21 protein-coding genes and 1 pseudogene are annotated in these 24,149 nt (G+C 57.5%); 11 read left to right on the top strand and 11 right to left on the bottom strand.

All coding sequences use genetic code 11. The features are described from left to right. The 5 genes from mtgA to minC all read right to left on the bottom strand — a co-directional run bounded on the left by mtgA (position 1) and on the right by minC (position 3,119). Positions 1–792: a monofunctional biosynthetic peptidoglycan transglycosylase gene (gene mtgA / locus NOM06_RS08250; RefSeq protein WP_255911024.1), complete on the bottom strand. Its 792-nt coding sequence runs from the start codon at positions 790–792 to the stop codon at positions 1–3. Next, the gene (locus tag NOM06_RS08245; RefSeq protein WP_255911022.1) at positions 777–1,103 is read right to left on the bottom strand and encodes an HI1450 family dsDNA-mimic protein; all 327 of its coding nucleotides are present in this window, start codon (positions 1,101–1,103) and stop codon (positions 777–779) included. Before NOM06_RS08245 ends, mtgA begins: the two co-directional genes overlap by 16 nt. A 196-nt stretch (positions 1,104–1,299) precedes the next feature. After that, a complete protein-coding gene (minE, locus tag NOM06_RS08240; protein ID WP_005336848.1) occupies positions 1,300–1,566 on the bottom strand; it encodes a cell division topological specificity factor MinE in 267 nt (88 codons plus the stop codon). Between the two features lie 2 nt (positions 1,567–1,568). After that, entirely contained in the window at positions 1,569–2,381 is an 813-nt protein-coding gene (gene minD, locus NOM06_RS08235; protein ID WP_005336847.1) for a septum site-determining protein MinD, read from the bottom strand. A gap of 18 nt (positions 2,382–2,399) precedes the next feature. Continuing rightward, positions 2,400–3,119 carry a septum site-determining protein MinC gene (minC, locus tag NOM06_RS08230; RefSeq protein WP_255911020.1) on the bottom strand — a complete coding sequence of 240 codons (720 nt, stop codon included), beginning with the start codon at positions 3,117–3,119 and terminating at the stop codon, positions 2,400–2,402. 107 nt (positions 3,120–3,226) lie between these two features. Here minC and NOM06_RS08225 point away from each other — a divergent pair, with 107 nt between their 5' ends. Further along, positions 3,227–3,505, top strand: a complete 279-nt coding sequence (locus NOM06_RS08225) for a YcgL domain-containing protein (RefSeq protein WP_255911018.1) — start codon at positions 3,227–3,229, stop codon at positions 3,503–3,505. An 855-nt stretch (positions 3,506–4,360) separates the two neighbouring features. Here NOM06_RS08225 and NOM06_RS08220 read toward each other — a convergent pair. The 3 genes from NOM06_RS08220 to NOM06_RS08210 all read right to left on the bottom strand — a co-directional run bounded on the left by NOM06_RS08220 (position 4,361) and on the right by NOM06_RS08210 (position 7,828). Further along, positions 4,361–5,731, bottom strand: coding sequence for an L-serine ammonia-lyase (locus tag NOM06_RS08220; protein WP_005336844.1), 1,371 nt, complete (start codon positions 5,729–5,731; stop codon positions 4,361–4,363). Positions 5,732–6,006: 275 nt separating this feature from the next. Further along, positions 6,007–7,392 (bottom strand): L-serine ammonia-lyase, encoded by a 1,386-nt coding sequence (locus NOM06_RS08215; RefSeq protein WP_108541206.1) that lies wholly within the window; start codon positions 7,390–7,392, stop codon positions 6,007–6,009. A gap of 151 nt (positions 7,393–7,543) precedes the next feature. Further along, on the bottom strand, positions 7,544–7,828 hold the full coding sequence (locus NOM06_RS08210) for a pyrimidine/purine nucleoside phosphorylase (RefSeq protein ID WP_167556500.1): 285 nt from the start codon (positions 7,826–7,828) through the stop codon (positions 7,544–7,546). 270 nt (positions 7,829–8,098) lie between these two features. Here NOM06_RS08210 and NOM06_RS08205 point away from each other — a divergent pair, with 270 nt between their 5' ends. After that, a complete protein-coding gene (locus NOM06_RS08205; protein ID WP_005352303.1) occupies positions 8,099–9,340 on the top strand; it encodes a dicarboxylate/amino acid:cation symporter in 1,242 nt (413 codons plus the stop codon). 1,636 nt (positions 9,341–10,976) lie between these two features. Here the strand turns inward: NOM06_RS08205 and pfkA are convergent. The 3 genes from pfkA to elyC form a co-directional block, all read right to left on the bottom strand. After that, positions 10,977–11,948 (bottom strand): 6-phosphofructokinase, encoded by a 972-nt coding sequence (pfkA, locus tag NOM06_RS08200; RefSeq protein WP_005336840.1) that lies wholly within the window; start codon positions 11,946–11,948, stop codon positions 10,977–10,979. Between the two features lie 149 nt (positions 11,949–12,097). Continuing rightward, a complete protein-coding gene (gene tpiA, locus NOM06_RS08195; protein ID WP_255911016.1) occupies positions 12,098–12,853 on the bottom strand; it encodes a triose-phosphate isomerase in 756 nt (251 codons plus the stop codon). A 135-nt stretch (positions 12,854–12,988) separates the two neighbouring features. Then, entirely contained in the window at positions 12,989–13,759 is a 771-nt protein-coding gene (gene elyC / locus NOM06_RS08190) for an envelope biogenesis factor ElyC (protein WP_255911014.1), read from the bottom strand. Between the two features lie 101 nt (positions 13,760–13,860). Between elyC and cmoM the strand changes: the two genes are divergently transcribed. The 9 genes and pseudogenes from cmoM to NOM06_RS08145 all read left to right on the top strand — a co-directional run. Further along, positions 13,861–14,637 (top strand): tRNA uridine 5-oxyacetic acid(34) methyltransferase CmoM, encoded by a 777-nt coding sequence (cmoM, locus tag NOM06_RS08185; protein WP_151285951.1) that lies wholly within the window; start codon positions 13,861–13,863, stop codon positions 14,635–14,637. Between the two features lie 100 nt (positions 14,638–14,737). Continuing rightward, positions 14,738–16,072 carry a chromosome partition protein MukF gene (gene mukF, locus NOM06_RS08180; RefSeq protein WP_064335976.1) on the top strand — a complete coding sequence of 445 codons (1,335 nt, stop codon included), beginning with the start codon at positions 14,738–14,740 and terminating at the stop codon, positions 16,070–16,072. After that, complete coding sequence (mukE, locus tag NOM06_RS08175; RefSeq protein ID WP_005345759.1) at positions 16,053–16,772, top strand: chromosome partition protein MukE; 720 nt, start codon at positions 16,053–16,055, stop codon at positions 16,770–16,772. Before mukF ends, mukE begins: the two co-directional genes overlap by 20 nt. A 3-nt stretch (positions 16,773–16,775) precedes the next feature. Next, positions 16,776–21,203 (top strand): chromosome partition protein MukB, encoded by a 4,428-nt coding sequence (gene mukB, locus NOM06_RS08170; protein WP_255911012.1) that lies wholly within the window; start codon positions 16,776–16,778, stop codon positions 21,201–21,203. Between the two features lie 260 nt (positions 21,204–21,463). Beyond that, positions 21,464–21,850 carry a septal ring lytic transglycosylase RlpA family protein gene (locus NOM06_RS08165; protein WP_255911010.1) on the top strand — a complete coding sequence of 129 codons (387 nt, stop codon included), beginning with the start codon at positions 21,464–21,466 and terminating at the stop codon, positions 21,848–21,850. 139 nt (positions 21,851–21,989) lie between these two features. Continuing rightward, on the top strand, positions 21,990–22,301 hold the full coding sequence (locus tag NOM06_RS08160; RefSeq protein ID WP_255911008.1) for a putative quinol monooxygenase: 312 nt from the start codon (positions 21,990–21,992) through the stop codon (positions 22,299–22,301). Positions 22,302–22,607: 306 nt separating this feature from the next. Continuing rightward, positions 22,608–23,090 (top strand): N-acetyltransferase, encoded by a 483-nt coding sequence (locus NOM06_RS08155; protein WP_245132613.1) that lies wholly within the window; start codon positions 22,608–22,610, stop codon positions 23,088–23,090. After that, positions 23,090–23,593 (top strand): peptide deformylase, encoded by a 504-nt coding sequence (gene def / locus NOM06_RS08150; protein ID WP_245132615.1) that lies wholly within the window; start codon positions 23,090–23,092, stop codon positions 23,591–23,593. The genes NOM06_RS08155 and def overlap by 1 nt, the downstream gene beginning before the upstream one ends. Positions 23,594–23,642: 49 nt before the next feature. Continuing rightward, positions 23,643–24,149: pseudogene (locus NOM06_RS08145) on the top strand (hypothetical protein); the annotation flags it as partial.

Raw genomic sequence — 24,149 nt, 5'->3', positions numbered from 1 at the left:
TCAGTCGGCCTGATGCACCCGATTGAGCGTGATCTGGCCCAGTTGCCCCATCTGACGGCGGATCCAGACCGAACGCTTCTGCACATAGGGTGACGGGGGCTTGACCCGATAGCGCCACGGATTGGGCAGGGCGGCGGCCAGCAGTGATGACTCGTAGCGGGTCAAGCGGCTGGCCGGTTTGCCAAAGTAGGTGCGGGCCGCGGCTTCGGCGCCATAGATGCCGGGGCCGAACTCCACGATATTGAGATAGACCTCGAGAATGCGGGCCTTGTCCCAGCCCAGCTCCATCAGCAGGGTAAACCAGGCCTCCAGCCCCTTGCGCAGGAAGCTGCGATCACTCCACATAAAGAGGTTCTTGGCGGTCTGCTGGCTGAGGGTGCTGGCACCGCGCACCCGTTCGCTGTGCTGGTTGTGCTTGAGCGCGGCGTTGATGGCATCCATGTCAAAGCCGTTGTGATCGGCAAAGCGCTGATCCTCGGCGGCAATCACCGCCAGTTGCAGCTCCTTGGAGATGGACTCCAGATCTACCCATTGATGGCGCACCTGGGTGATCTTGGCGGGCGGAAAGAGGGCCCGCTCGATACGCCAGCTCCACATCGGCGGATCGATAAAACGTAGCAAGGCGACCGAGCCGACCGAGCAGAGCAGCCCGGCCAGCGCGATCTTGCCTGCCCACCTCAACACCCGGCGCCCAAACGATGCAGATGGACGCTCAGGGGCCACGGCGTCAGGGTCAGACTCCCACTGATAGTGGCTGGGATCATCGGGATCCGGAATTATTGGGGCAGCCATTCGATGTGGCAGAACTTCTCGTCAACACGGCGGGAGAGCAGCATGCGGGCAAACAGGTGCTCATACTCTTCTTCTTCGTTGCCAAGGCCGACCCAGATCTCGGCATAGTCGGTGTCGCTCACCGCAAAACCCACGTCCGCTTCCCAGTCATCGGCCGGATCGGTTTCGGCCAGCAGGCCGCGATCGTTGAACTCCTGATTGAAGCGGATGATCTCCTGCTCCGGCAGGTTGTCAGAGGCCAGCTCCATAAAGAGTTCGAGGGCGGTATCGAGCAGTTCCTCGACGCTGTGCATTTCGTCATTCATAGACATAAGCGGTCTGTTCCAGAAAAGAGAAAAAGGTGCCGCGCAGATCACTGCCTGCGGGGCGGCGCTATTCTAGCGGTCGGCAGACCCCTTGGCGAGATGAGGCGAGCCGCTGTGACCTGTTTTTGTGCCAATAAAAAACCGGATCCAGTGACAGGATCCGGTCTTCATTGGGGGAAGGGGTCACGCATAGGGCGTCAGCTCATCCCTTCTTGTCATCGGCGAAGGTGATGTTGAGCTCCAGTACCGACAGCTCATCACTCTTCTGATCCAGTTGGACGGTTATCTTCTCCGGATCAATGTTGACGTATTTGCGGATCACATCGAGGATATCCTGCTTGAGCTGGGGCAGGTAATCCGGCCCCCCTCTGGATGAACGCTCGTGAGCAACAATGATCTGCAACCGCTCTTTGGCCAGTTGTGCGGTGTTCTGTTTCTTGTTGGAACGAAAATAATCCAATAATGACATGTTTAACTCCCGAACAGTCGGCTAAAGAAGCCCTTCTTCTCTTCTTCCAGAAAACGAAATTCCTTGGCATCGCCCAGCAGGCGGGACACCGCATCTTCGTAGGCCTGACCGGCATCGGACTCCTTGTCCAGAATGACCGGTTCGCCGGAGTTGGAGGCGCGCAGCACCGCCTGGGACTCCGGGATCACCCCGAGCAGCGGGATGGCCAGGATCTCCTGCACATCCTGCACGCTCAGCATGTCGCCGCGGTTGACGCGGGTCGGGCAGTAGCGGGTCAGCAGCAGGTGCTCCTTGATGGGGTCTTCGCCACGCTCGGCGCGGCGGGACTTGGAGGCCAGGATGCCAAGGATGCGGTCGGAGTCACGCACGGAAGAGACTTCCGGGTTGGTGGTGACGATCGCTTCATCGGCAAAATAGAGCGCCATCAGCGCGCCCGCCTCGATCCCCGCCGGGGAGTCGCAGACGATGTAATCGAACTTCATCTCCGCCAGTTGATCCAGGATCTTCTCGACCCCCTCACGGGTGAGGGCATCTTTGTCCCGGGTCTGGGAGGCGGGCAGGATAAACAGATTTTCCGAGCGTTTGTCCTTGATCAGCGCCTGATTGAGGTTTGCTTCCCCATTGATGACGTTGACGAAGTCATACACCACGCGCCGCTCGCAGCCCATGATGAGATCCAGGTTTCTCAGACCGATGTCAAAGTCAATGACCACTGTCTTGTGACCACGCTGGGCTAAGCCGGTGCTCAGGGCCGCACTGGTTGTGGTCTTGCCAACGCCACCTTTACCCGATGTAACGACTATGATTCGCGCCATTCTCGCTTCCTTGTAACTCTATTTGATACGGTCTATTCGGAGTTGTTCGTTGTCCAGCCGGACGTGTACCGGTTGCTGGATCAGGTCTGCCGGCAATGCATCGCTCAGCTGGAATGTGCCCGCGATGGAGAGCAGCTCGGCCTGTAATTGCTGGCAATAGATCCGGGCCTGGGTGTTGCCCCGGGCACCGGCAATGGCTCTGCCACGCAGGGTGCCATAAATATGAATGCTGTCGTCGGCGAGCACTTCGGCTCCCGGACTGACGGACCCCAGCACCACCAGCGAGGTGCCGGCGGCGTAAATCTGCTGGCCGGAACGAACCGGTCCCACATGTACCTTGCTCGGGATCAAGGGGGCGGGTTCGGGCTCGGGAACCACCTCAGGGGCGGCTGGCGCGGGGGCAGGCTCGGGTTCCGGTTCGCTCTTGCGACTCTTGCCCGAGGCCATCACGGCCAGTCCCACCGCCTTGGCGGCCGTCTTCATCTCTTCACTGCGCGCCCCCGTGATGCCGACCAGCACAAACTCTTCGGACTCCACCAGCTCCTTGAGCTGTTCGAAATCGGGAATATGTTCCAGTCGGGAAACATTGATCACCAGCGGCGCACAATTAAAAAAGTAGGGTGCCTGGGCCACTTTTTCGGCCAACAACTGACGTATCCGCTCAGGCTCGCCATCGCTGATATGCAACACAGAAATAGTGAAGGTGGTCCCTTTCAATTCGTTATCGCGCTCAACCATGAATCTTCCCCGAGGCAGAGATGCTAATCCGTTATTGTTATTCAATTCCTGATGTTATAGTTTGCCCCCATCAGAGGCAATAAACTCGTCGGATTATATCAATTTCCATGTTGTGTGCAGTCTATAAAAGTCGCAAAAAAGCCGAGACCTACCTTTTTGTTGAAAAAAGAGAGGATTTCTCCCGCGTTCCCGAGCCACTGCTGAGCGCATTCGGGCGTCCCGAGCTGGTGCTGATGACCAAGCTGGATCCGGCCAAGCCCTTGGGGCTGGCTGATGCCGGCAAGGTGATGGCCGCGCTGACCAAGCAGGGGTTCTACCTGCAGGTGCCGCCGCCCCCTGAGAATTTGCTGGAGCAGCACAAGGCCAGCCTGAAAAAACCATCCTGAATATCCAGCCCCGTGGTGCGTTCTGCCCAGCGGGGCTAATTCTTTGTGACTCTGCATGACGCATTCCGGCCCCGGTGAGGTAGCTTGCGATAATCCCGTGACAGGATCTGGCCAAATTAAACCCTCCCTTTGGTGATATTCACTTTTCGCTGTTTAAATAGAAAGTCAATCTGCTCCCAACACCATATCCTCAACCTTTGCTGGCGCTCACAAAAATAGCGAGTGGCGCCCGCTCATATCCTCCATTTCAACGCTATTGGCTCATTCATCGATTATTTTCAGCCTCTTCCTTGGGCGCTTTTTTGGCCTCCACTGCGTGATGAGTTGTCCATCAAAGGGCGCGTAAAGAGGGCGGTGATAACGATGCTAAAACCAGTTTGTGCGATGCGCTGTGGCCAAAATGATGAGCTAACCCCCTGTTTGTGTGCTTGATTGTTTGCCCTGATCACGAAAGTGCCACATAGGTGGAAATCAATGTGGCGGCGTGATAATCCGCAGGGGGAGTGGTAACCGCGTCTTGCCAAACAAGGGTATGCCCAAAGTGGAGGGGATTGAGCTGAGGGGCCATCTCGATATCGATTAGTTGTGGAATCGTGACCGGGGCAAGATAGCGGGTAAAGGTTTCATGTTGGGGCGTAATGTCCCTTTCAATGCATTGAGAAGAGTTAATCAAGGGATGTAATTAGAGAGGCATTTAGACAAGGCAATCCGCATTGTGGTGGCGTAGCAGGGGTATATCAGCAACGCCCTACAGTGAAATGGTCGGTATGCCGGTATAAGTGCCCTGCATCCCATTCGGGCAATAAAAAAGGCGGGATATCCCGCCTTTGTTCAGATGAGGGTCGCAACCCTTATTTATTCGCAAGCAACCTGCATCACCTTGATGGCCAGACCGCCACGGGAGGTTTCACGGTACTTGGAGTCCATGTCCTTGCCGGTGATGTACATGGTCTCGATCACCTTGTCCAGAGAGACGCGCGGCTTGGAGGTACGACGCAGGGCCATACGGGAGGCGTTGACTGCCTTCATGGCTGCGATGGCGTTACGCTCGATGCAAGGCACCTGTACCTGACCGGCAACCGGATCACAGGTCAGACCCAGGTTGTGCTCCATGCCGATTTCGGCGGCTTCGCAGACGTGCTCCGGGCTACCGCCCATCAGCTCGGTCAGACCGGCAGCGGCCATGGAGCAGGAGACACCCACTTCACCCTGACAGCCCACTTCGGCGCCGGAGATGGAGGCGTTCATCTTGTAGAGGATACCGACGGCACCTGCAGCCAGATAGAAACGGGTGTACTCGTCGCGGCCAACCGGCTGGATGAACTTGTCGTAGTAAGCCAGTACGGCTGGGATGATACCGGCAGCGCCGTTGGTCGGTGCAGTGACCACGCGGCCACCGGCAGCGTTCTCTTCACTCACGGCCAGAGCGAACATGTTGACCCAGTCAACGATGTTCATCGGATCGCTCGAGAGGTTCTCGTTGGTGTTGAGCTGACGGTAGAGCGGCGCGGCACGACGGGGGACGCGCAGCGGGCCGGAGAGAACACCTTCGGTACGGCAGCCGCGCTCGATACCTTCGCGCATGGTGTTCCAGATCTTGCCGAACTTCTTGTAGATCTCTTCCGGAGTGTTGAAGCACTTCTCGTTTTCCATCATCAGGGCAGAGATGGAGAGACCTGTCTGGCTGCAATGGGCAACCAGCTCAGCGGCGCTCTTGAACGGATAGCGTACGGACATGTCGCCGCTGTCAGCCTTGCCGAAGTTCTCTTCGTCAACGATAAAGCCACCACCGATGGAGTAGTAGGTCTTGCTGTAAACCACTTCATCTTCGATCAGGGCAGTCAGCTTCATGCCGTTTTCGTGCAGCGGCAGGGCTTCGTCGTGGAATACCATGGCGTCACGCGGGAAGCTGACGGTGTGGCAGTGCAGGCCGATCGGCAGGCGCTCGGTCTGCTCAACACGGGAGATAAACTCGGGGATGGCATCGATATCGACATTTTCCGGCAGGTTGCCAGCCAGGCCCATGATGATGGCAGTGTCGGTATGGTGGCCTTTGCCAGTCCAGGAGAGGGAGCCGTAGACATCGACATTGATCCGGGTTACATCGCGGATCTTGCCGCCCGCGCGCAGCTCGTCAACAAACTGTTTGGCCGCTTTCATCGGGCCAACAGTGTGGGAAGAAGAGGGGCCTACACCGATTTTGAAGATATCAAAAACGCTGATCATGTCACTATTACCTCAGGGTAGAAGGGGGCGGCATGCCCACTCACAGAAATTTGGGAGATCCATGGAACGCGCTTGTCAGCGCAGGTCACAGAACCAGATAACCGTAGTGTAACGGCTCCAGACCTAAAAAAAGTTGAAATAGATCTATTTTTGTTGAATCTGAGGCGCGAGTATAAAATTTATTTTTGTGCTTATCCATTTTGTTAAGCGTTTGCCCATAAAAATACCCGGCGATGCCGGGCATTTCGGAACCAAATGGAGTCATTTGCCGTTTTTTAACATTCGGTAATGTTAACGGCGAGGCCGCCACGGGCTGTCTCCTTGTATTTGGTCTTCATGTCGTTGCCGGTCTCCCACATGGTCTTGATCACCTTGTCGAGCGACACCTTGTGCTCGCCGGTGCCGCGCAGGGCGAGGCGGGCGGCATTGATCGCCTTGACCGCCCCCATGGCGTTGCGCTCGATGCAGGGCACCTGCACCAGTCCGCCGATGGGATCGCAGGTGAGGCCGAGATTGTGCTCCATGCCTATTTCGGCGGCGTTCTCCACCATGGCCGGGCTGCCACCCAGCAGTTCGGTCAGCGCGCCAGCCGCCATGGAACAGGCGACTCCCACTTCTCCCTGACAACCCACTTCGGCGCCGGAGAGGGAGGCGTTCTTCTTATATAAGATGCCGATGGCAGCCGCGGTGAGGAAGTAGCGGATCAGCGTCTCGTCATCCACCTTGTGGACGAAGCGATCGTAGTAGTGCAGCACGGCGGGAATGATGCCCGCGGCGCCATTGGTGGGGGCGGTCACCACCCGGCCACCGGCGGCGTTCTCCTCGTTGACGGCCAGCGCAAACAAGTCGACCCACTCCATCACCATCAGCGGATCCTTGTTGAAGTTGGTCTCGCAGCTTAGCTGGCGGAACAGCCCCGGGGCGCGGCGCCGAACCTTGAGGCCGCCCGGCAGCACCCCTTCGCTCTTGCAGCCTCGCTCGACGCAGCCCTGCATCGCCTGCCAGATCTTGCGCAGCCCCGCTTTTATCTGCTCATCGCTACGAAATACCCGCTCATTGGCGAGGATCAGCCCCGAGATGGAGAGGCCGCTCTCCTGACAGTGGGCCAGCAGTTGGGCCCCGCTGTCGAACGGGTAGGGGACAGGGTGCTCGGCATCGGACTTGGCAGCCTCTTCTTTGGCGGTGGCAAAGTGGCTCTCTTCAATGATGAAGCCGCCCCCGATGGAGTAGTAGGTCTGGCTGAAGCGCAGGTTTTCCTCTTTATCAAAGGCCCGCAGAGTCATGCCGTTGGTGTGGGCCGGCAAGGTTTTGCGACGGTTGAAAATGATGGCACCGGTGCGGGGAAAATGGCTTGGTTGCTCGCCTGCCAACTGCAGGCTCTGCTCATTTTCCACTTGAGCCAGAATGGCGGGAATCGCATCGATATCGACCGATTCCGGTTCAAAGCCCGACAACCCCAGAATGATCGCCTTGCCAGTGCCGTGTCCTTTGCCGGTCTGGCCCAGCGAGCCGTAACACTCCACTTCGACCCGCGTGACCTGTGGCAGATGCCCTTGAAGCTTGAGCTGCTGGACGAAGGCATAAGAGGCACGCATGGGGCCGACGGTATGGGAAGAGGAGGGGCCAATTCCGATGGAAAACAGGTCAAACACGCTGATCATGACATCAATCCGGTGATGGTTTATGTCTGTTTATTCTAGGATTTTTGCCATGGATAGGAAGCGGGGATGTGCGGTGCTGTGACATGGACACAGATAATGGGGCTGGGGGGCCAATAAGGTTGAAGGGGCTGATCCCCTTCAACCGGCCTGATCAGTCGAGAAATTCGCACAGATAAGCTGTGGGGGTTTTCACTTCCAGTTTGAAGGAGGAGTGACCGGCCACCAGGAAGGATTCACCCTGGCTGTAGGTGTGCCACTCATCTTCATCAGCCAGCTGGATGGTGAGGGCGCCCTTGATCACTGTCATCCGTTCGGGGGCGGCGGTGTTGAACAGGTAGTCACCGACGTTCATCACCCCGACGGTTGATTTCTCGCCTTTTTGCTCAAAACCGATGGATTTTACATTTCCGTCGAAATACTCGTTAACTTTCAGCATCTTTACATCCCTGTGTGTACGTTTGTGCAGCCAAACTAGCACAATCTTTTGCCAGTTGTCATGGGGGATGAGGTAAAAATCGCCGAGACCGCTTTGAATCTTCACTTTTTCGCAAACTTATTAATAGCCAAGGTTAATGATTTGCTGATTTAAAACAGCAATTAAATGTGAGATAACACGCGCAAACAGGGGAATGGGCAGCCGCTCATTCCCCTGTTTGGTTAATTGCACTGGGAAAAGTGTGAATTTTGCTACATAAAGGAACATATTGTGTTAACTAAAGGACTCATTAAAAACATCGGCTTCCAGGTTGTGGTCGCCATGGTACTGGGCGCAGTGGTCGGCGCGTTCATGGGTGAACAAGCCACCGTGTTTGCACCGCTCGGTACCCTGTTTATCCAGCTGATCAAGATGCTGGTGATCCCGCTGGTGGCGGTTGCCATCCTCTCCGGCGCCGCCAATCTGGGCGCCAGCCCGGCTGCGGGCAAGATCGGTGCGGCTACGCTGGCTTTCTTCCTCGTGACCTCAGCGTTGGCCGTGTTGCTGGCACTGGTGATGGGGCAGATCTTCAAACCGGGTGTCGGGGTCGATTTCGCTTCCGTCGCCTCCATGTTTGGTGGTGACTACGCCGATAAAGGGGCGCTGCCGGATGCAGTCGCCACCTTGCTTGGCATGATCCCCACCAACGTCTTCAACTCCCTCAACGAGGCTAACATCCTGCAGATCCTGGTGTTCTGCATGTTCCTCGGCATTGCGCTGGCCAAACAGCCGCGCGAGCGGGCCAAGCCACTGGTCGATGGGCTCAATACCCTGGTGGATGCCTTCGTCTGGATGATCAACAAGGTGATGATCATCGCGCCGCTCGGGGTGTTCGGTCTGATGGCGGAAGCCATCGGTACCTATGGCTTCGATGTGCTGACCCTGGTGCTCAAGCTGTTCGTGGTTTATGTGGCTGCCATTCTCATCTTCGGCTTTGTGGTCTACCCGCTGCTGGTGATGATGTTCTCCAACACGCCGGTAATGAAGTACCTCTCTGCCATGAAGAAGCCACAGATCGTGGCCTTCTCCACCGCCTCTTCCATGGCGACCCTGCCGGTCAATATGGAGACCTGCGAGCATGATCTGAAAGTGACCAACGCGACCGCTTCCTTCGTGTTGCCGCTGGGTGCCACCATCAACATGAGTGGCAACGCCATCTATTACGGTCTGGTCGCCATCTTCTTCGCGCAGGTTTACAACATCGATCTGAGCGTCGGTGCCTGGGCAGCCATCATTGTGACCTCCACTCTGGGGGCGATCGGCCAGGCCGGTGTGCCGGGCCCAAGCTTCCTGGTGGTTGCAGTGCTGCTGGCGGCCGGGATCCCCATCGAAGGGTTGCCGCTGCTGTTCGCGCTGGATCGACTGTTCGATATGATCCGCACCTCCCTCAATATCACCGGCGATGCGGCCTGTGCTGTCATTGTTGACCGCTTCAGCCCGGAATATGACCCACAGCGTTGGAACAAGGCATAACTGCTTTGAACTGGGCTGAGATGTAACAGCCCTAAGCTGACACTGCGTAACGCGAGCCCCTGCCATGATGGCGGGGGCTTTTTTATATCTGCCAGACAAGTATCAGAGCAAAGGTGTGCACAAGAGATTGCTGACGGATTTACCTGTGTTGAATGGAGAGTACAGGAGGGGAAAACATCAGTTGTGGGCATGGGCCGTGTGGCGTCAACCGGCCTGTCGTAGATGTCGGGGTAGGGGATTGTCAAACGGGGGGTAACAAAAAGGGGAGCCTTGCTCCCCTCGGATATGATCTGCTGCTGGTTCTACTCCATCAGGCCATATGGTTAAACCATCCTGGTTACACCCTTGTGGCGAAAGAAACAGCGTCAACGTGATGAAATCATATCTATGTTGACCATCTCGGCATTATTACTGAAAAGCGCCAGTTGGTGGCGATTAAACAGACATGACAAAGAGGGTCGGTCCGGATTGATGCCTCTCTATCCGGCTCAGAACTGTGACAGTGAGGGCAGAGAGACAGCAACCAGGGTGAAAAACACCGTAAAAACGGCAGTAACGACAAACTCTTTCATTTTTCTCTCCCTAAGTTGTTGGTTGATGTAGTCAAGATACCATAACAAGGGGGTAAAACAAGGTGTAAGTTGATAAAACAGCTTCTTTGTTTGTTAGGTTGGTTGAGATGGCTATTTTTGTAATGTTGAGCTGATTTTATCACCTGCTATGGCATGTTAGGCATTCAAGATTCTGTTTTTATGAATATTTCATTTAAATTCAATTGGTTGGTGTGTTATCGGTTGGCTTGGTAATGGGTTTTGTATGGGGCTCAAATGGCATTTTATAAGTTTTCCTCCTCGTAATAGCGTCATTAAGGTCATAAAAAGTGTGTGAGGCAATGATTTGACGATTCCTGACGTAGATAGCCCATCCAATAGAAGTCTATGGAGACAATCTGGTTGCCAACCCTTGTCGTACCATCACTTTATCAGTCCGGATTCTCCGCATTTTTACAGCATTACAATGGGTTCATAGGGAGGAGAGCCGTGCATCGGGGTGATACAGAGTAGCAGCTGGCTGTTTTATCACCGCCAATTTTCCCGTCGGTCTCGGAATAGACATGGCCGCAGCAAGAGTGAGGTGCGCAATAGGCCAGAGGCGTACTCTCTGGCTGGGCTGGGCTGGGCTGGGCTGGGCTGGGCTGGGCTGGGCGCGAGTAGCGATTTGTGTAGCCGGTGAATCTGCGTGAGTCATGTGCTTGTAATACGAAAGCAGGGCCGGAGCATGGTTGGGGAAGATATCTGAATCCCTTCTGCAAGATTGAGATATAAAAAGCGGCGTATGACGAGGAGGCTGAACAAGCTCGTTTCAGGGGCGACAGAGCGCAGGTCAACGCAATCCGGTTCGCAGTAATAAAACACATCCACGACGATACCGGAACTCTGTTCGTAGTCGTAGGCTGATGCCGGTTGGTGTGAGGAGGGGAAGGCTAGTGATCTGTCTGATGGCGCAAGGGTTGGGAATCAGGCAACCCGTATGGTGAGGGGCACACAGCGTGAGGATGCACCAGTTTTTGCAAGATATTAAAAAACCCTCCGATGGAGGGTTTTTGTCATCAACAGCCGGTAAAAAGCCGCGAGGCTTAGAACAGGGTGGTGGAGAGGTTGTACAGCTCCTGATCGAACGGACGCTTCATATTCTCGATGCAGTCGATGATGTCGTGGTGTACCAGCTCGTTGCGCTGGATACCGACGCAGCGACCACCGTGACCAGCCAGCAGCTGCTCAACGGCGTAAGCCCCCATACGGCTGGACATGATGCGGTCACGAGCAGTCGGTGCTCCGCCACGCTGGATGTGGCCCAGGATGGTGGCGCGGGTTTCACGACCGGTCAGGGCTTCGATGTCCTTGGCCAGAGCGTTCACGTCGGTCACATGCTCGCAGATGGTGATGATGGCGTGCTTCTTGCCCTTGGCTTCGCCTTCCTTGATCTGCTTGAGCAGCTTCTCTTTGTCGAAGGCTACTTCCGGCACGATCACATACTCGGCACCACCGGCAACGGCGGCAGACATGGCCAGATCGCCACAGTGGCGGCCCATGATCTCGACCACTGAGATACGGTGGTGGGAGCTGCAGGTGTCGCGCAGACGGTCGATGGCGTCAACCACCACGTTCAGAGCGGTATCAAAACCGATGGTGAAGTCGGTACCGGCGATGTCGTTGTCGATGGTGCCCGGCAGGCCGATGCAGGGGAAACCCTCTTCGGTCAGCTTCTTGGCACCCATGTAGGAGCCGTCACCACCGATGACGACCAGCGCATCGATACCGTGCTTTTTCAGGTTTTCGATCGCTTCGGCGCGCACTGCGGGGTCTTTGAAAGCAGGGAAACGGGCGGAGCCGAGGAAAGTACCACCACGGTTCACCACGTCGGAGACGCTGTGACGCTCCAGCTTGACGATGCGATCCTGGTGCAGACCGAGGTAGCCATCATAAATACCGTAAACTTCCAGGCCATGATGCAAACCGGCGCGAACCACGGCGCGAATGGCTGCGTTCATACCCGGTGCGTCGCCACCACTGGTCAAAACACCAATACGTTTGATTTGTTTGGTCATGAGTGCCTCTGGATCTGAGTTGTCAAATACGAATGTTTAAATAGACAAGCCACTTTTACTATATCGGCTTTCATATGGGATGCGGGGGCCACCATAGGAAAAGCGATACAAGAGAGGGGACGAGCCCCTCTCTTTGCCGTAATCAGCGATTACTTGGCAGCGCCAGCGATGATCTGGGAGAAGTCGTCCACTTTCAGGGACGCACCACCGACCAGGCCACCGTCGATGTCCGGCTGACCGAACAGGTCGGCAGCAGTGGCGCCAGTGACGGAACCGCCGTACAGGATCTGTACTTTGGCAGCAACGGCGGCATCAAAACCGGCCAGGTACTGACGGATGTGAGCGTGAACGGACTGAGCGATCTCCGGAGTGGCAGTCTTGCCAGTACCGATGGCCCATACCGGCTCGTAAGCGATAACGGCGTTGTTGAAGGAGGCGATGCCGCAACGGTCGATAACAGCTTTCAGCTGGGTCTCAACTACGTTCTTGGTCACGCCGGCTTCGAACTGCTCCAGAGTTTCACCGATGCACAGAACCGGGATCAGGCCGCCTTTCTGGATCGCTTCGTACTTGGCAGCAACCACGTCGTCAGTCTCTGCGTGCAGGGTACGACGCTCGCTGTGGCCGACCAGAGAGTAGGTGCAACCAAAGGCTTTCAGCATGGAGGGGGCGTTTTCGCCGGTGAAGGCACCAGACTCGTGAACGTCAGCGTTCTGGGCACCGTAGGCAATCGTGCTGCCAGCGGTCAGTTGCTCAACCAGACCCAAAAAGATAACCGGCGGGCAGACGGCGACTTGCACAGAAGGATGAGCGGCAGCAGCCGGGGTCAGTCCTTTGATCAGAGCTTCTACAGAAGCTTTGGTGCCGTTCAGTTTCCAGTTACCCATTACCAGGTGCTGTCTCATCTTGTATATCTCCTAGGCATTTGATTGCGCGACATTATATGAATTGAACCGAGCCCAAGATAGCTGACCCGGCGGCAAATGACGTAATTTTTTTTCGCTTTCCTGATCCAAATCAGGAATGAAACGCTTGATCGCTCATTCGTTAACCTGCCCCCGCAAGCGAGCCCACCATACCCCAATCCATTCGTGGATGGCAGCTTCGGAATACATCAAATAACGCCCTTTGGGTAAATAACTGTAGAGCGGCTGGGGTACCTGGCTCTGCTTGGCGGTGTAATCGGTGGGGGCCGGCACGGCCTTGAGTCCCTGACCCTGATAGAGGGCCATGGCGCGTGGCAGGTGGGTGGCAGAACTGACCAGCGCCACCTCTTTTCCCTTTAGGTGACGACTGATACTGACCGCCTCATCATGAGTGTCTTTGTTGTTTTCAAACAACGTCATCCGCGAACGGGGAATGCCGAGGCTCTCGGCCATCCGGGCATTGACCTCGGCATTGGAGAGGGTATCCCCCGACACATAGCCGGAGAAAACAAGTTCGGCTTCGGGATAGGCCTGGGCGAGGCGAACCCCTTCGAGAGTCCGTGCCAGCGAGATATTGTTTTGCCAGGAGCGCTCGGGCACCGCCGGATCGCTGACATGGCCATTGCCGAGCACCACGATGGCGTCGATGTTTGGATGCTGGCTTACCTCGAATGGCGGGAAGGTCTGCTCCAGGCCGCGGGCCAGTTCATAGCTCATCGGCCGCATCCCCATCAGCGCCACAATGAGCAGCGAGAGAGTGGCCAGCAGCTTGCCGGCTTTCTGAAAACGGGTGAACCAGAGCAGCAGCAGGGCGATCAGCAGCAGGGAGAGGGAGAAGGGGAGCGGCATCAACAGTTGACCAAGCCACTTTTTGAGCACAAACACGGCAGACACTTCCTTGAGTTTTCAGCAAATTCGGGATGTGACAGAATACCTCTCTTTTTTGGGATGGCCACAACCCTGTGGCGCTAATGTTGAGTTTCTCCTTGAAGCACGATCAGAGTTTTGACGGGCGCGCGGACAAGTTCGCCCGCAACATTTACGACTCCACCAAGGGGCGCATCCGCACCACCATTGTCTGGAGCGACATCGAAGCCTGCCTGGCCCGCCTTGGCAACCGACCGCTGCGCATCCTCGATGCGGGGGGCGGTTTTGGCTATTTCGCCCAGAAGCTGGCGGCCATGGGCCATCAGGTGGAGCTGTGCGATCTGTCAGCAGAAATGCTGGACCTGGCCCGCAGCCAGATCGCCGAGAAGGGGCTGGAAGACAAAATCCGTCTCATCCATTGCCCCATTCAGGATCTGAAGCAACACGTGACCGGGACCTTTGATCTGGTGCTCTGCCATGCGGTGCTGGAGTGGCTTGCCGAGCCGCGCCAGACCTTGCTGGGTCTGTTCCCTTTCGTCAATGCCGGGGGCATACTGTCGCTGCTTTTCTACAACCGTCATGGTTTGCTGTTCCAGAGCCTGGTGGTGGGCAATTTTGACTATGTGCGCCTTGGCCTTCGCAAGAAGCGCCAGACTGCGCTTACGCCCACCAACCCGCAGCTGCCGGAGCAGGTCTATGACTGGATTGGTCGCGGGGGGCTGCGCATCATCGGCAAGACCGGGGTGCGGGTGATCCACGACTATATGCGTCACAAGCAGGATCAGGTGGAGAAGTTCGACGATCTGCTGGCCATGGAGCAGCAATATTGCCGTCAGGAGCCTTTTGTCTCCCTCGGTCGCTATATCCATGTGATGGCCCAGAAGCCGGCCAGCTGATTGCTCGCTGTTCACGTCGATGTGAACCATGTTTTCGATGCTACCGGATGTAGCCGCGGGCACGATTTTGCGCCCAATACAACAACGAGATGACAACATCATGATGAGTACATCCCGTACCCTGCCAGAGCGTTCTTTGCCGGAGCTAGTAGGGTGGGTCAGGCAGGAGGGGTTGGCGTTGAGCCTGCCAACCGACCGGCTGGCCTTTCTGATTGCAATCAAGACCCTGTCCGAAGATGAGTCGGACCTGTCGGAAGCGGCGCTGCACGATGCCTTCGGCTATGTCAGCAGCGCCTTCGGCCAGATGGACGAGACCCTCACCGGTCGCGCCAACAACGCCATCAACGATCTCATTCGCCAGCAGCTGCTGTCGCGCTTCAACACCGACATGGTGGCGGGGGAGAGCCTCTACCGCCTGTCTCGCCTGGGCGTGAGCATCGTCGACTTCTTTATGGATCAGCGTCAGGTTGACTCCATCAAGCTCTCCATTCTGCTCGAGCACCTGGCTTCCGAGCTCGACACCGCCCGCAAGGCGGCGCTCGAGACCAACACCCGCGAGCAGTGGGATGCCGAGGTGCTGCCGCGCCTCACCTTCTCGCTGGAAGAGACGCTGGGGCGGATCGATCTCACCCAGCGCGCCATGGATGAGCAGCAGAATCAGGTCAAAAGCGAGATTGCGGCCCTGCTGACCCAGAACTGGGTCGATGCCATTCACAGTTGCGAAAAGCTGCTGCACGAGACCGGCCAGACCCTGCGCGAGCTGCAGGATACCCTGGACGCTGCCGGCCACCGCCTGCAGGCGGGGCTGCTCAACATTCAGGAAGCGGCGCAGGGGCGCGATGACCTGTTTCACGTCGAGGAGCTGACTCACGCCTTGCAGGGGCGCCTTGACGTCATCACCAGCTGGGGTCAGCAGTGCATCGAGCTCTGGTCCCGCTACGACAGACACGTCCACAAATTTATCCGCAACGCCATCGACATGGACAAGAACCGTGCCTTCAGCCAGCGGCTGCGCGAGTCCATCCGCAATTTCGAGCAGCACAACTGGCAGCTGCGGGTGGCCGAAGAGCCCCGTCTGCTGGAGTTGCGCGACGAGACCATCGCCATCCACGACGAGGAGGTGACCGGTGAGGTGCCCCTCGAGATGGAGTACGTCGAGATGGTGGACATCAACCAGGAGCTGGCCGAGCGCATCGAGCGCTATCTGGCCCGCTACCCCGAGCAGGGGCAACAGCTGGACTTGGCCGATGTGCTGCGCGAATACCTGCTGGACTACCCGGCCCATGCCCACTTCGATGTGGCGCGTCTTCTGATCGACCAGGCCGTGCGCCTGGGCCATGCCAGCGGCGAGCGCGAGCTGCATCGCCAACCCGCATGGAAACCCATTAACCAAGCTGGATCCAAGGTTCAGGCCTATGTCATTGATCAATACTGAGTTTCCCTTGCCGCTGCGCCTTGCAGAGGCGATTGCCAACCCCTTGTTTCCGCGCATCGACACCGCCTTGCGCTCCGGTCGCCACATCAGTGCCGACGAGTTCGAGCAGCATTCGGCGTTGGTCGAATATCACAGCGAGCTGGAGATCTTCTACGGCCGCTATCAGGTGGAGCTGATCAAGGCGCCGGAAGGCTTCTTCTACCTGCGTCCGCGCCCGAGCTCCGACATCGGCACCACTGTGCTCTCCGAGCTCGATATGCTGGTGGGCAAGGTGCTCTGCTACCTCTACCTGAGCCCGGATCGTCTGGCTTCGGAAGGGGTATTCGCCATGGCCGAGCTGCAGGAAGAGGTGCTGAGCCTCGCCGACGAGAAGCAGCTGCTGCGGATGGTCAACAGCCGCTCCGGCGGTACCGATCTCGACAAGAAGAAGTTGCTCGAAAAGATCCGTACCTCCATGCGCCGTCTGCGCCGCCTTGGCATGATCACCGCTCTTGGCAACGGAGATAAATTCCGGGTCAACGAATCGGTGTTCCGTTTCGCCGCCGACGTGCGTTCCGATGAAGATCCGCGCGCCGTTCAGCTGCGGATGATCCAGGAGGGTGAAGCCATCTTCCACGACGACGAAATGCCGAGCAGCGACTCGCTCTTTGATGACATCGAGGCGGATCTCGATGAAGAACAACTGGATCTGGAGGTATAACCGGTGCGAGGCAAGTTCAAATCCCTGACCATGGTCAACTGGAACGGCTTCTTTGCCCGGACCTTCGATCTCGACCAGCTGGTCACTACCCTTTCTGGCGGCAACGGCGCGGGCAAGTCCACCACCATGGCGGCCTTTATCGCGGCGCTCATCCCCGACCAGTCACTGCTCCATTTCCGCAATACCACGGAAGCGGGATCGAGCAGCGCCTCCCGTGACAAGGGACTCTACGGCAAGCTGCAGCGCGGCCACTGCTATTCCCTGCTGGAAGTGATGAACAGCCGCGAACAGCGGATCTGGGTCGGCGTCCACCTCGAGCAGGTGGCCAACCGCGACAACAAGGTCAACATCACCCCGTTTGCGCTGGTGGATGTGCCGGAAAATCTGGCTCCGACCGATCTGCTGCTGGAGAAGCTCGATGGCGGCAAGGGGCGGGTGCGCGCCTTTACCGACCTGAAAGGGGCGGCCGCCGAGCTGGGGGCGCTGAAAGTCGCCAAGTTCAATACGGTGACCGACTATCACAACTTCATGTTCGAGTTCGGCATCACCCCGAAGAAACTGCGTGATCAAAAAGATCGCGGCAAGTTCTATCGCCTGATCGAGGCATCCCTCTACGGCGGCATCTCCTCGTCCATCAGCCGTTCTCTGCGTGAATACCTGCTGCCGGAGAACTCCGGGGTGCGCAAGGCGTTTGCAGACATGGAGGCGGCCATCTATGAAAACCGCCGCACGCTGGAGGCCATCAAGGAGACCCAGGGTCAGCGGGATCTGTTCAAGAACCTGATCACCGAGACCACCCACTATGTGGCCGCTGACTATGTGCGCAATGCCGCCGAGAAGAGCCGCCTCTCCGAGCTGGCCCTCAAGGCGCGCCAGGAGCTGGCCGACAAGCGCCGTATTCTGGCCGAAGAGAAACAGCGCGCCATCTATCTGGCCGACGAGGTGGAGCAGCTCACCAACCGCGAAAAATTGCTGACCGACGAGCTGGAGTCTGCCTCCGAGCATCTGGCCAAGGTGATGGCGGCTGTCAGCTTGCAGAAGAAGATCGAGATGTACCGCGCCGATCTGGCGGATCTCTCTGACAAACTCGAGCAGCAGCAGGCGGTAGTGGAAGAGATCCACAGCCAGCTGCTGGAGGTGGAAGAGCGCAAGGAGTTGGCGCAGGCAGAAGTCGACAGCCTCAAGACCCAGCTGGCCGACTATCAGCAGGCGCTCGATATCCAGCAGACCCGCGCCATCCAGTACCGTCAGGCGGTGCTGGCCCTCGATGCAGCCCGAGAGCAGTGCGAGCTGCCGGGGCTCACCGCCGAACAGGCGAGCGACACCCTGCATCAGTTCCGCGCAGCCGAGCAGAGCCTCACCAGCCGAGTGCTGGGGGCCGAGCAACAGCTGGCACTGGCCAAGGCGGCAGTGGCCGAGCACGAAGCGGCACTGGCACTGCTGCTCAGCATCGCTCCGGAAACAGTGCGCGAGGCCGCCTGGCCCACCGCGCAGGCGCTGCTCAAGCGTCATATCGAAGACAAGGCCCGTATCGCCCAGGGGCAGGGGCTGCGCGCCGCGCTGGCTCGCCTCGAGAAAGAGAGCGAAAGCCAGAAGAGTCTCTTCAAGTTGCGTGACGAGCTGCAGCAGGCCTCTGGCCAGCTGATTGCCAGCAGCGATGAGCTGGAGATCTTCCTCGAAGCTCAGCGCTCCCGTCAGGAGGAGCTCTCCGAGCAGCAGGCTGAAGTCAATCAGCGCCGCGCCAGCCTCGAGCATCAGGGCACTCAGCTCGGCCGCGATATCGCGGAGCTCACCAAGCTTGCCCCGCGCTGGCTCAAATCCTTTGAAAAACTCGAGCAATTGCGCGAGCAGAGTGGGCTGCCGCTCGCCACCGCCGAAGAGCTTTCGGCCGGTATGCAGACTGTGCTCGACAAGGAGCGCGAGTTCGAGCAGGAGAGCAATCGCATCGCGGCGCAGAAACAGGCGCTGGAGCTGCAAATTCGCAATCTGCAGCTGGGGGCCGGCGAGGCGGATCCCCGTCTTGCCCGCATCGCCGAGCAGGTGGGGGGCGTGCTGCTCTCCGATGTCTATGACGATATATCCATCGACGATGCCCCTTACTACTCCGCGCTCTACGGCCCGGCTCGCAGCGCCCTGGTGGTGCTCGACCTCGAAGGCGCCATCGAGCGGCTGAAAAAGCTGGAAGATTGCCCGGAAGATATCTACCTGATTCAGGGCAACCCCGACTCCTTTGACGAGGATCTGGTGGAAGCGGACGAGCTGGGGGACGCCGTGCTGGTGCGCACCAGCAAGCGTCAGGTGCGCTTCTCCCGCTACCCCGAACTGCCGCTGTTTGGTCGCGCCGCCCGGGAAAAGCGGATCGAGCAGCTCGACCTTGAACGCGAAGGGCTGATCGAGGGTTACGCCAAGGCGGCCTTCGAGCAGCAGAAGTACCACCGTCTCTACGGTCACTTCCGCGACTTTATCGGCCAGCATCTGGATATCGCCTTCCGCCCCGACCCCGAAGCCGAAGTGCAGGCCAAGCAGGCCGAACTGCGCGCGCTGCAAGGGGCCATCGGTGAGTGCGACAAGCAGCTGGCTGAAGCCAAAGCTGCGGCCGCCCAGTTGACCCGCCATATCCAGCTGGTGCAGGGGATGCTGCCGTTTGCCCACCTGTTTGCCGAAGCCGATTTGGCGGCTCGCCTCGAGGCGGCACACGCCGATGTGGAAGCGCTGAAGCAGGCCGAAGCCTTTATCGCCAAACACGGGAAATCGCTGGAAAAACTGGAAACCATGGTGCAGGTGCTGCGTCAGGATCCGCAGGATCTGGCCGCGCTGCAGGCTGCCTATGATGAGGTGAGCGACCTGCTGGCCGAGCAGAAGCGCCGTTGCTACGCTCTCGATCAGCTGGTGGCCCGCCTGCCGCACTTTGCCTATCAGGATGCGCAAGACCTGCTGGGCAAGGCGTCCGAGATGAGCGAGCGGCTCAAAGAGAAGCTTAAGGCGGCCGAGCTGGCTGCCCGCACTGCCGGCGAGCAGCACAAGCAGATTGCCCAGCGTCACACCGAGGCGTTGCAACTGCGCACCGCGCTGAACTCCAGCGTCGAGGCGAAGCGCCAGACCCTGACCGAGTTCGAGCAGGAGCTGGCGGCCATGGGGCTGACCCTGTCTGACGATATGGAAGAGAAGGCGCGCGCCCACAAGAAAGAGATTGAAGAGCTGCTGATCCGCACCCGTTCCCGTCGCACCAGCGCCGAGGCCCAGTTGCAGGTGACCAAGCGCGAGATCGAATCCCTCGGTGGTCGTCTCAAGCTGGAAGGCAAGGATTACTTCAGCGCCCGTAAATCCCTGGTGGGCCACAAGGCGAGCTGGTCGCGGGTGGTGCGGCTGGCGCGGGAGACCGACGTCGAGAAGCGTTTAAATAAGCGCGAGCTGGCGTATCTGGACAGCGACGAGCTGCGCTCCATGTCGGACAAGGCCCTCGGCGCCCTGCGGGTGGCGGTGGCGCACGACGAGGCCCTGCGCGATGCGCTGCGTCTCTCCGAGGGCAATCGCAGCACCGAGCAGAAAGTGGCCTTCTACGTGCAGGTCTACCGTTACCTCAAGGATCGCATCCGCAACGACATCATCCGCTCCGATGATCCGGTTGAGGCGATCGAGGAGATGGAGATCGAGTTGGCGCGTCTGGCTGACGAGCTCAAGCAGCGGGAAACCCACCTGTCGCTCTCCTCCCACGAGGTGGCGGCCAAGATCACCAACATCATCCGCCGCGAGCAGAACCGCATCCGGGTGCTCAACCAGGGCTTGCAGAATATCGCCTTTGGTCTGGTGCGCGGTGTGCGCCTCAACGTCAATATCCGCGAGGCCCATACCCGTCTGCTGACAGCGCTGGCCGATCAAACTGCCATGCACAACGATCTGTTCGCCGACAAGGAGCTCAGCTTCTCCGAGGCGATGGCCAAGCTGTTCCAGCGCCTGAACCCGCAAGTAGAGCAGGGGGATCGCAGCTATCAGGTGATGGGCGACGTACTGCTCGACTATCGCAACTATCTGGAGCTGGAGATCGAGGTGCAGCGCGGGGCCGATGGCTGGCTGCGTGCCGAGAGCGGTGCGCTCTCCACCGGCGAGGCGATCGGTACCGGTCAGGCCATCCTTCTGATGGTGCTGATCAGCTGGGAGGAGGAGTCCCGCCGTCTGCGCGGCAAGGATATCGCCCCGTGCCGCCTGTTGTTCCTCGACGAAGCGGCTCGTCTGGATGGCAAATCCATCGCCACCCTGTTCGAGCTGTGCGAGCGGCAGGATATGCAGCTGCTTATCGCGGCGCCCGAGAACATCAGTCCCGAGAAGGGCACCACCTACAAGCTCATCCGCAAGGTACAGGGCAAGCACGAGCATGTGCATGTGGTCGGCCTGCGTGGCTTCGGCTTTGCCGATGACAAGCTGATTGCCTGAGAAGTCTCTGGCCCATCCGACACGGGATGACCGGTAACTAGTTGAAAGGGAGGCATTTGCCTCCCTTTTTACATGGAAGATATGGCAAAGTAGCCGCACCGTCGCTGCTGCCTGACAACAAGGCGAGTAACATGGTGAGTGCCTTGGAGCTATGGCAAGGTGAGAGCTCCCGCCTGCAAGTGTGTCGCCAGCGTCACCGGCCGTATCGAAGAAGAAAAATTGCGCAGAGTGGAAAGAAGAAGAGAGGAGAGGGGGGAAAGGTGCAACATATCCAGAAAGGGCTGCTGTTATCTCTTTGCCTGCTGTTGGCGGCCTGTAGCAGCCGTTATGACGAGAGCCACGTCGGCAGCTGGCGCGGCTATAGCGAGACCGGCTATGCCAGCTATTATGCCGACCGTTATCACGGCAAAAAGACCGCCAGCGGCGAGCTCTATCGCAACAACCTCAATAGCGCCGCCCATATGGAATTGCCCTTTGGCTCCATGGTGCGGGTCACCAACCTCGCCAACGGCAAGAGCGTGGTAGTCAAGGTCAATGATCGTGGCGCCTTTAAAAAAGGGCGTATTATCGATCTCTCCAAATCGGCCTTTAGCACCATCGGCAATATTAGCGACGGGATTATCAAAGTAAAAATAGAGGTGCTCTAGCAGTCCACTTGTTCAGTGGCGTGAACAGAGTGTCCGTTCTGTATGGCTATATCCTGCAAGTCTGCCCTCTTACACTGCTCCGTATCCAAGAGGTACACCCAATCGAAATACTTGAATGGTTGATCTGATAACGGAGCAGATGAAGATGAATGAAGAGAAACTGGTGTCCATCGCAGTGCTTAAAGCTAGAGCCGGTATGAGGGAGCAGCTGCGCCGGGAGTTGATCAAGCTTATTGAGCCTACTCGGCACGAACCGGGTAACTTGGACTATGTGCTGTTTGAATCGCGGGATGAGCCAGGCACCTTTTACATGCGTGAGGCATTCGTCAGCCAAGCCGCGTTGGATAGCCATTGTCAGACTGACTATTTTCAGGCCTTTGCCGCGCAGGCTGAGTCTCTGCTTGCAGAGCCACTGCAGCTTATTTTCCTGGATGAGGTCAGCTACTCTTAATCCATTCGGGCCAGGGGGGCCGATTTTTTATTCATATCTCAAGTGCGAGATAAGATGCGTTTCAAGCAAGTTATCACGCCAGTCTTTTGCCAGCCTGCATCTACTAATCCTCTGATTTTTAATTAATCTCTCCTCTTTATATCCAAGATGTTTTCATCTTCCTGTTAACGGATAAGATATCCAAATGAGAATTTAATTTGGGCTCAAGTTCAGTGGTAGTGGTATAACCTGCTATCGCAGGAAGGCATACCAAACGATGGTGCTGACCATCAGCGCGTCGATATGAGGTGGGCAGGGAGGACGAGAATGGGTATTGAGCTTGTAGATGTACCGCAGAGTGAATTTGAGCAGGTCTTTACTGCCGTGAAACAGGGGATTTTTCCCTATGTTGAGTCGCTCTTTGGCTGGGATGACCAATTTCAACGCGAACGGCTAGCCAGCTCCTATCTGCCGCAATGGTTTTCGTGGATCCAGCATGGGGGAGAGCGAATTGGTCTGTTATGTAGCAAGCCATATGAGGATGCCCAGCATGTTCATCTGCTGATCATTTTCCCTCAGTATCAGGGGCGACATCTTGGCGCTGCCGTGATGGAACGGCTGCATCAGGAGGCTGAGCGTGAGGGCAAATGCCGGGTCACCTTGTCCAGCTTCACAGAGAACCGTAGGGCGATACGGTTTTATGAGCGCCTTGGTTACAACGTGGTCGAAGAGGATCAAGAGTTTGTCTCCATGTCCCGGCCGTTGGGCTGTGACCTCGGATTGAAAAAAGTGGTTAATGGAGAGTTGTGATGGCAATTTTGAATATTTTGACGGCTCCCGACCCCAAATTGAGGCTCAAGGCCGAGCGGGTTGAGGATATCGCTGCCGTACAGGGGCTGATCGATGACATGCTGGAGACCCTGTATGCGACGGAAAACGGGATTGGCTTGGCCGCGACTCAAGTCGGGCGCAAAGAAGCAGTCGTTATTATCGACTTGTCCGAGAGCAGGGATCAGCCGCTGGTTTTGATTAATCCACAAGTGATAAGCGGTACTGAAAAGGTGCTTGGACAAGAGGGTTGTCTCTCCGTGCCGGATTATTACGCGGATGTCGAGCGTTACAGCTCGGTGGTGGTATCTGCACTGGATCGAAAAGGCAATCCGATCACCATCGAGAGCAGCGATTTTTTGGCCATTGTCATGCAGCATGAAATTGATCATCTGGATGGCAACCTGTTCATTGATTACCTGTCACCGCTCAAGCGGCAGATGGCACTCAAACACGTTAAAAAATCTCTCAAGTCCGCCAGCTAATGTTTGCGGATAGTGGCTGGCCGTTTTAGTTATGTGGGGAGCAGGCAGAATGAAAGTGGCAAAATGGAATGTCAGGGCACTGTTTAGCCGCAATAACAAAGGAGAGCAGGGGCGTTATGGCTTATGGGCTGCGTTGCTGCTGGGAACATTGTGGGTCGCACTTCCCGTATCAGCCGATGAGGAGCAGTTGCCGGCCGAATATCGCCCCTTTGTGCAGCAGTTGGTCGATGCGGCAGAAGCCCGGGATCATCAGGCCCTTGCCAACCAGATGAAGTATCCCTTCAAGCAGGAGTATCCCATTCCTGCCATCAAAACCCCGGCGGAGATGCTGACCCGTTTTGACGAGGTATTTGATGACGTCATTTTAACAAGCATCGCTACATCCCGGGTCGGGCAGGATTGGCAGACCATGGGCTGGCGCGGCATCATGCTGGGCAGTGGCGAGGTCTGGATGGATTTTGATGGCAAGGTGATCGGTATTAGAGCCGCTAACAAAACCTCTCAGCGAAGCGCGAGCAGATCACGGCGCAAGCCAGCGTCAGTAACGCAAGGTGGA

This window comes from Aeromonas sp. JL9 (genome assembly GCF_024436075.1).
Taxonomy (GTDB): Bacteria; Pseudomonadota; Gammaproteobacteria; order Enterobacterales; family Aeromonadaceae; genus Aeromonas; species Aeromonas veronii.
The sequence above is the reverse complement of the archived record's forward strand: the minus strand, read 5'-3'. Positions and strand labels throughout refer to the sequence as shown.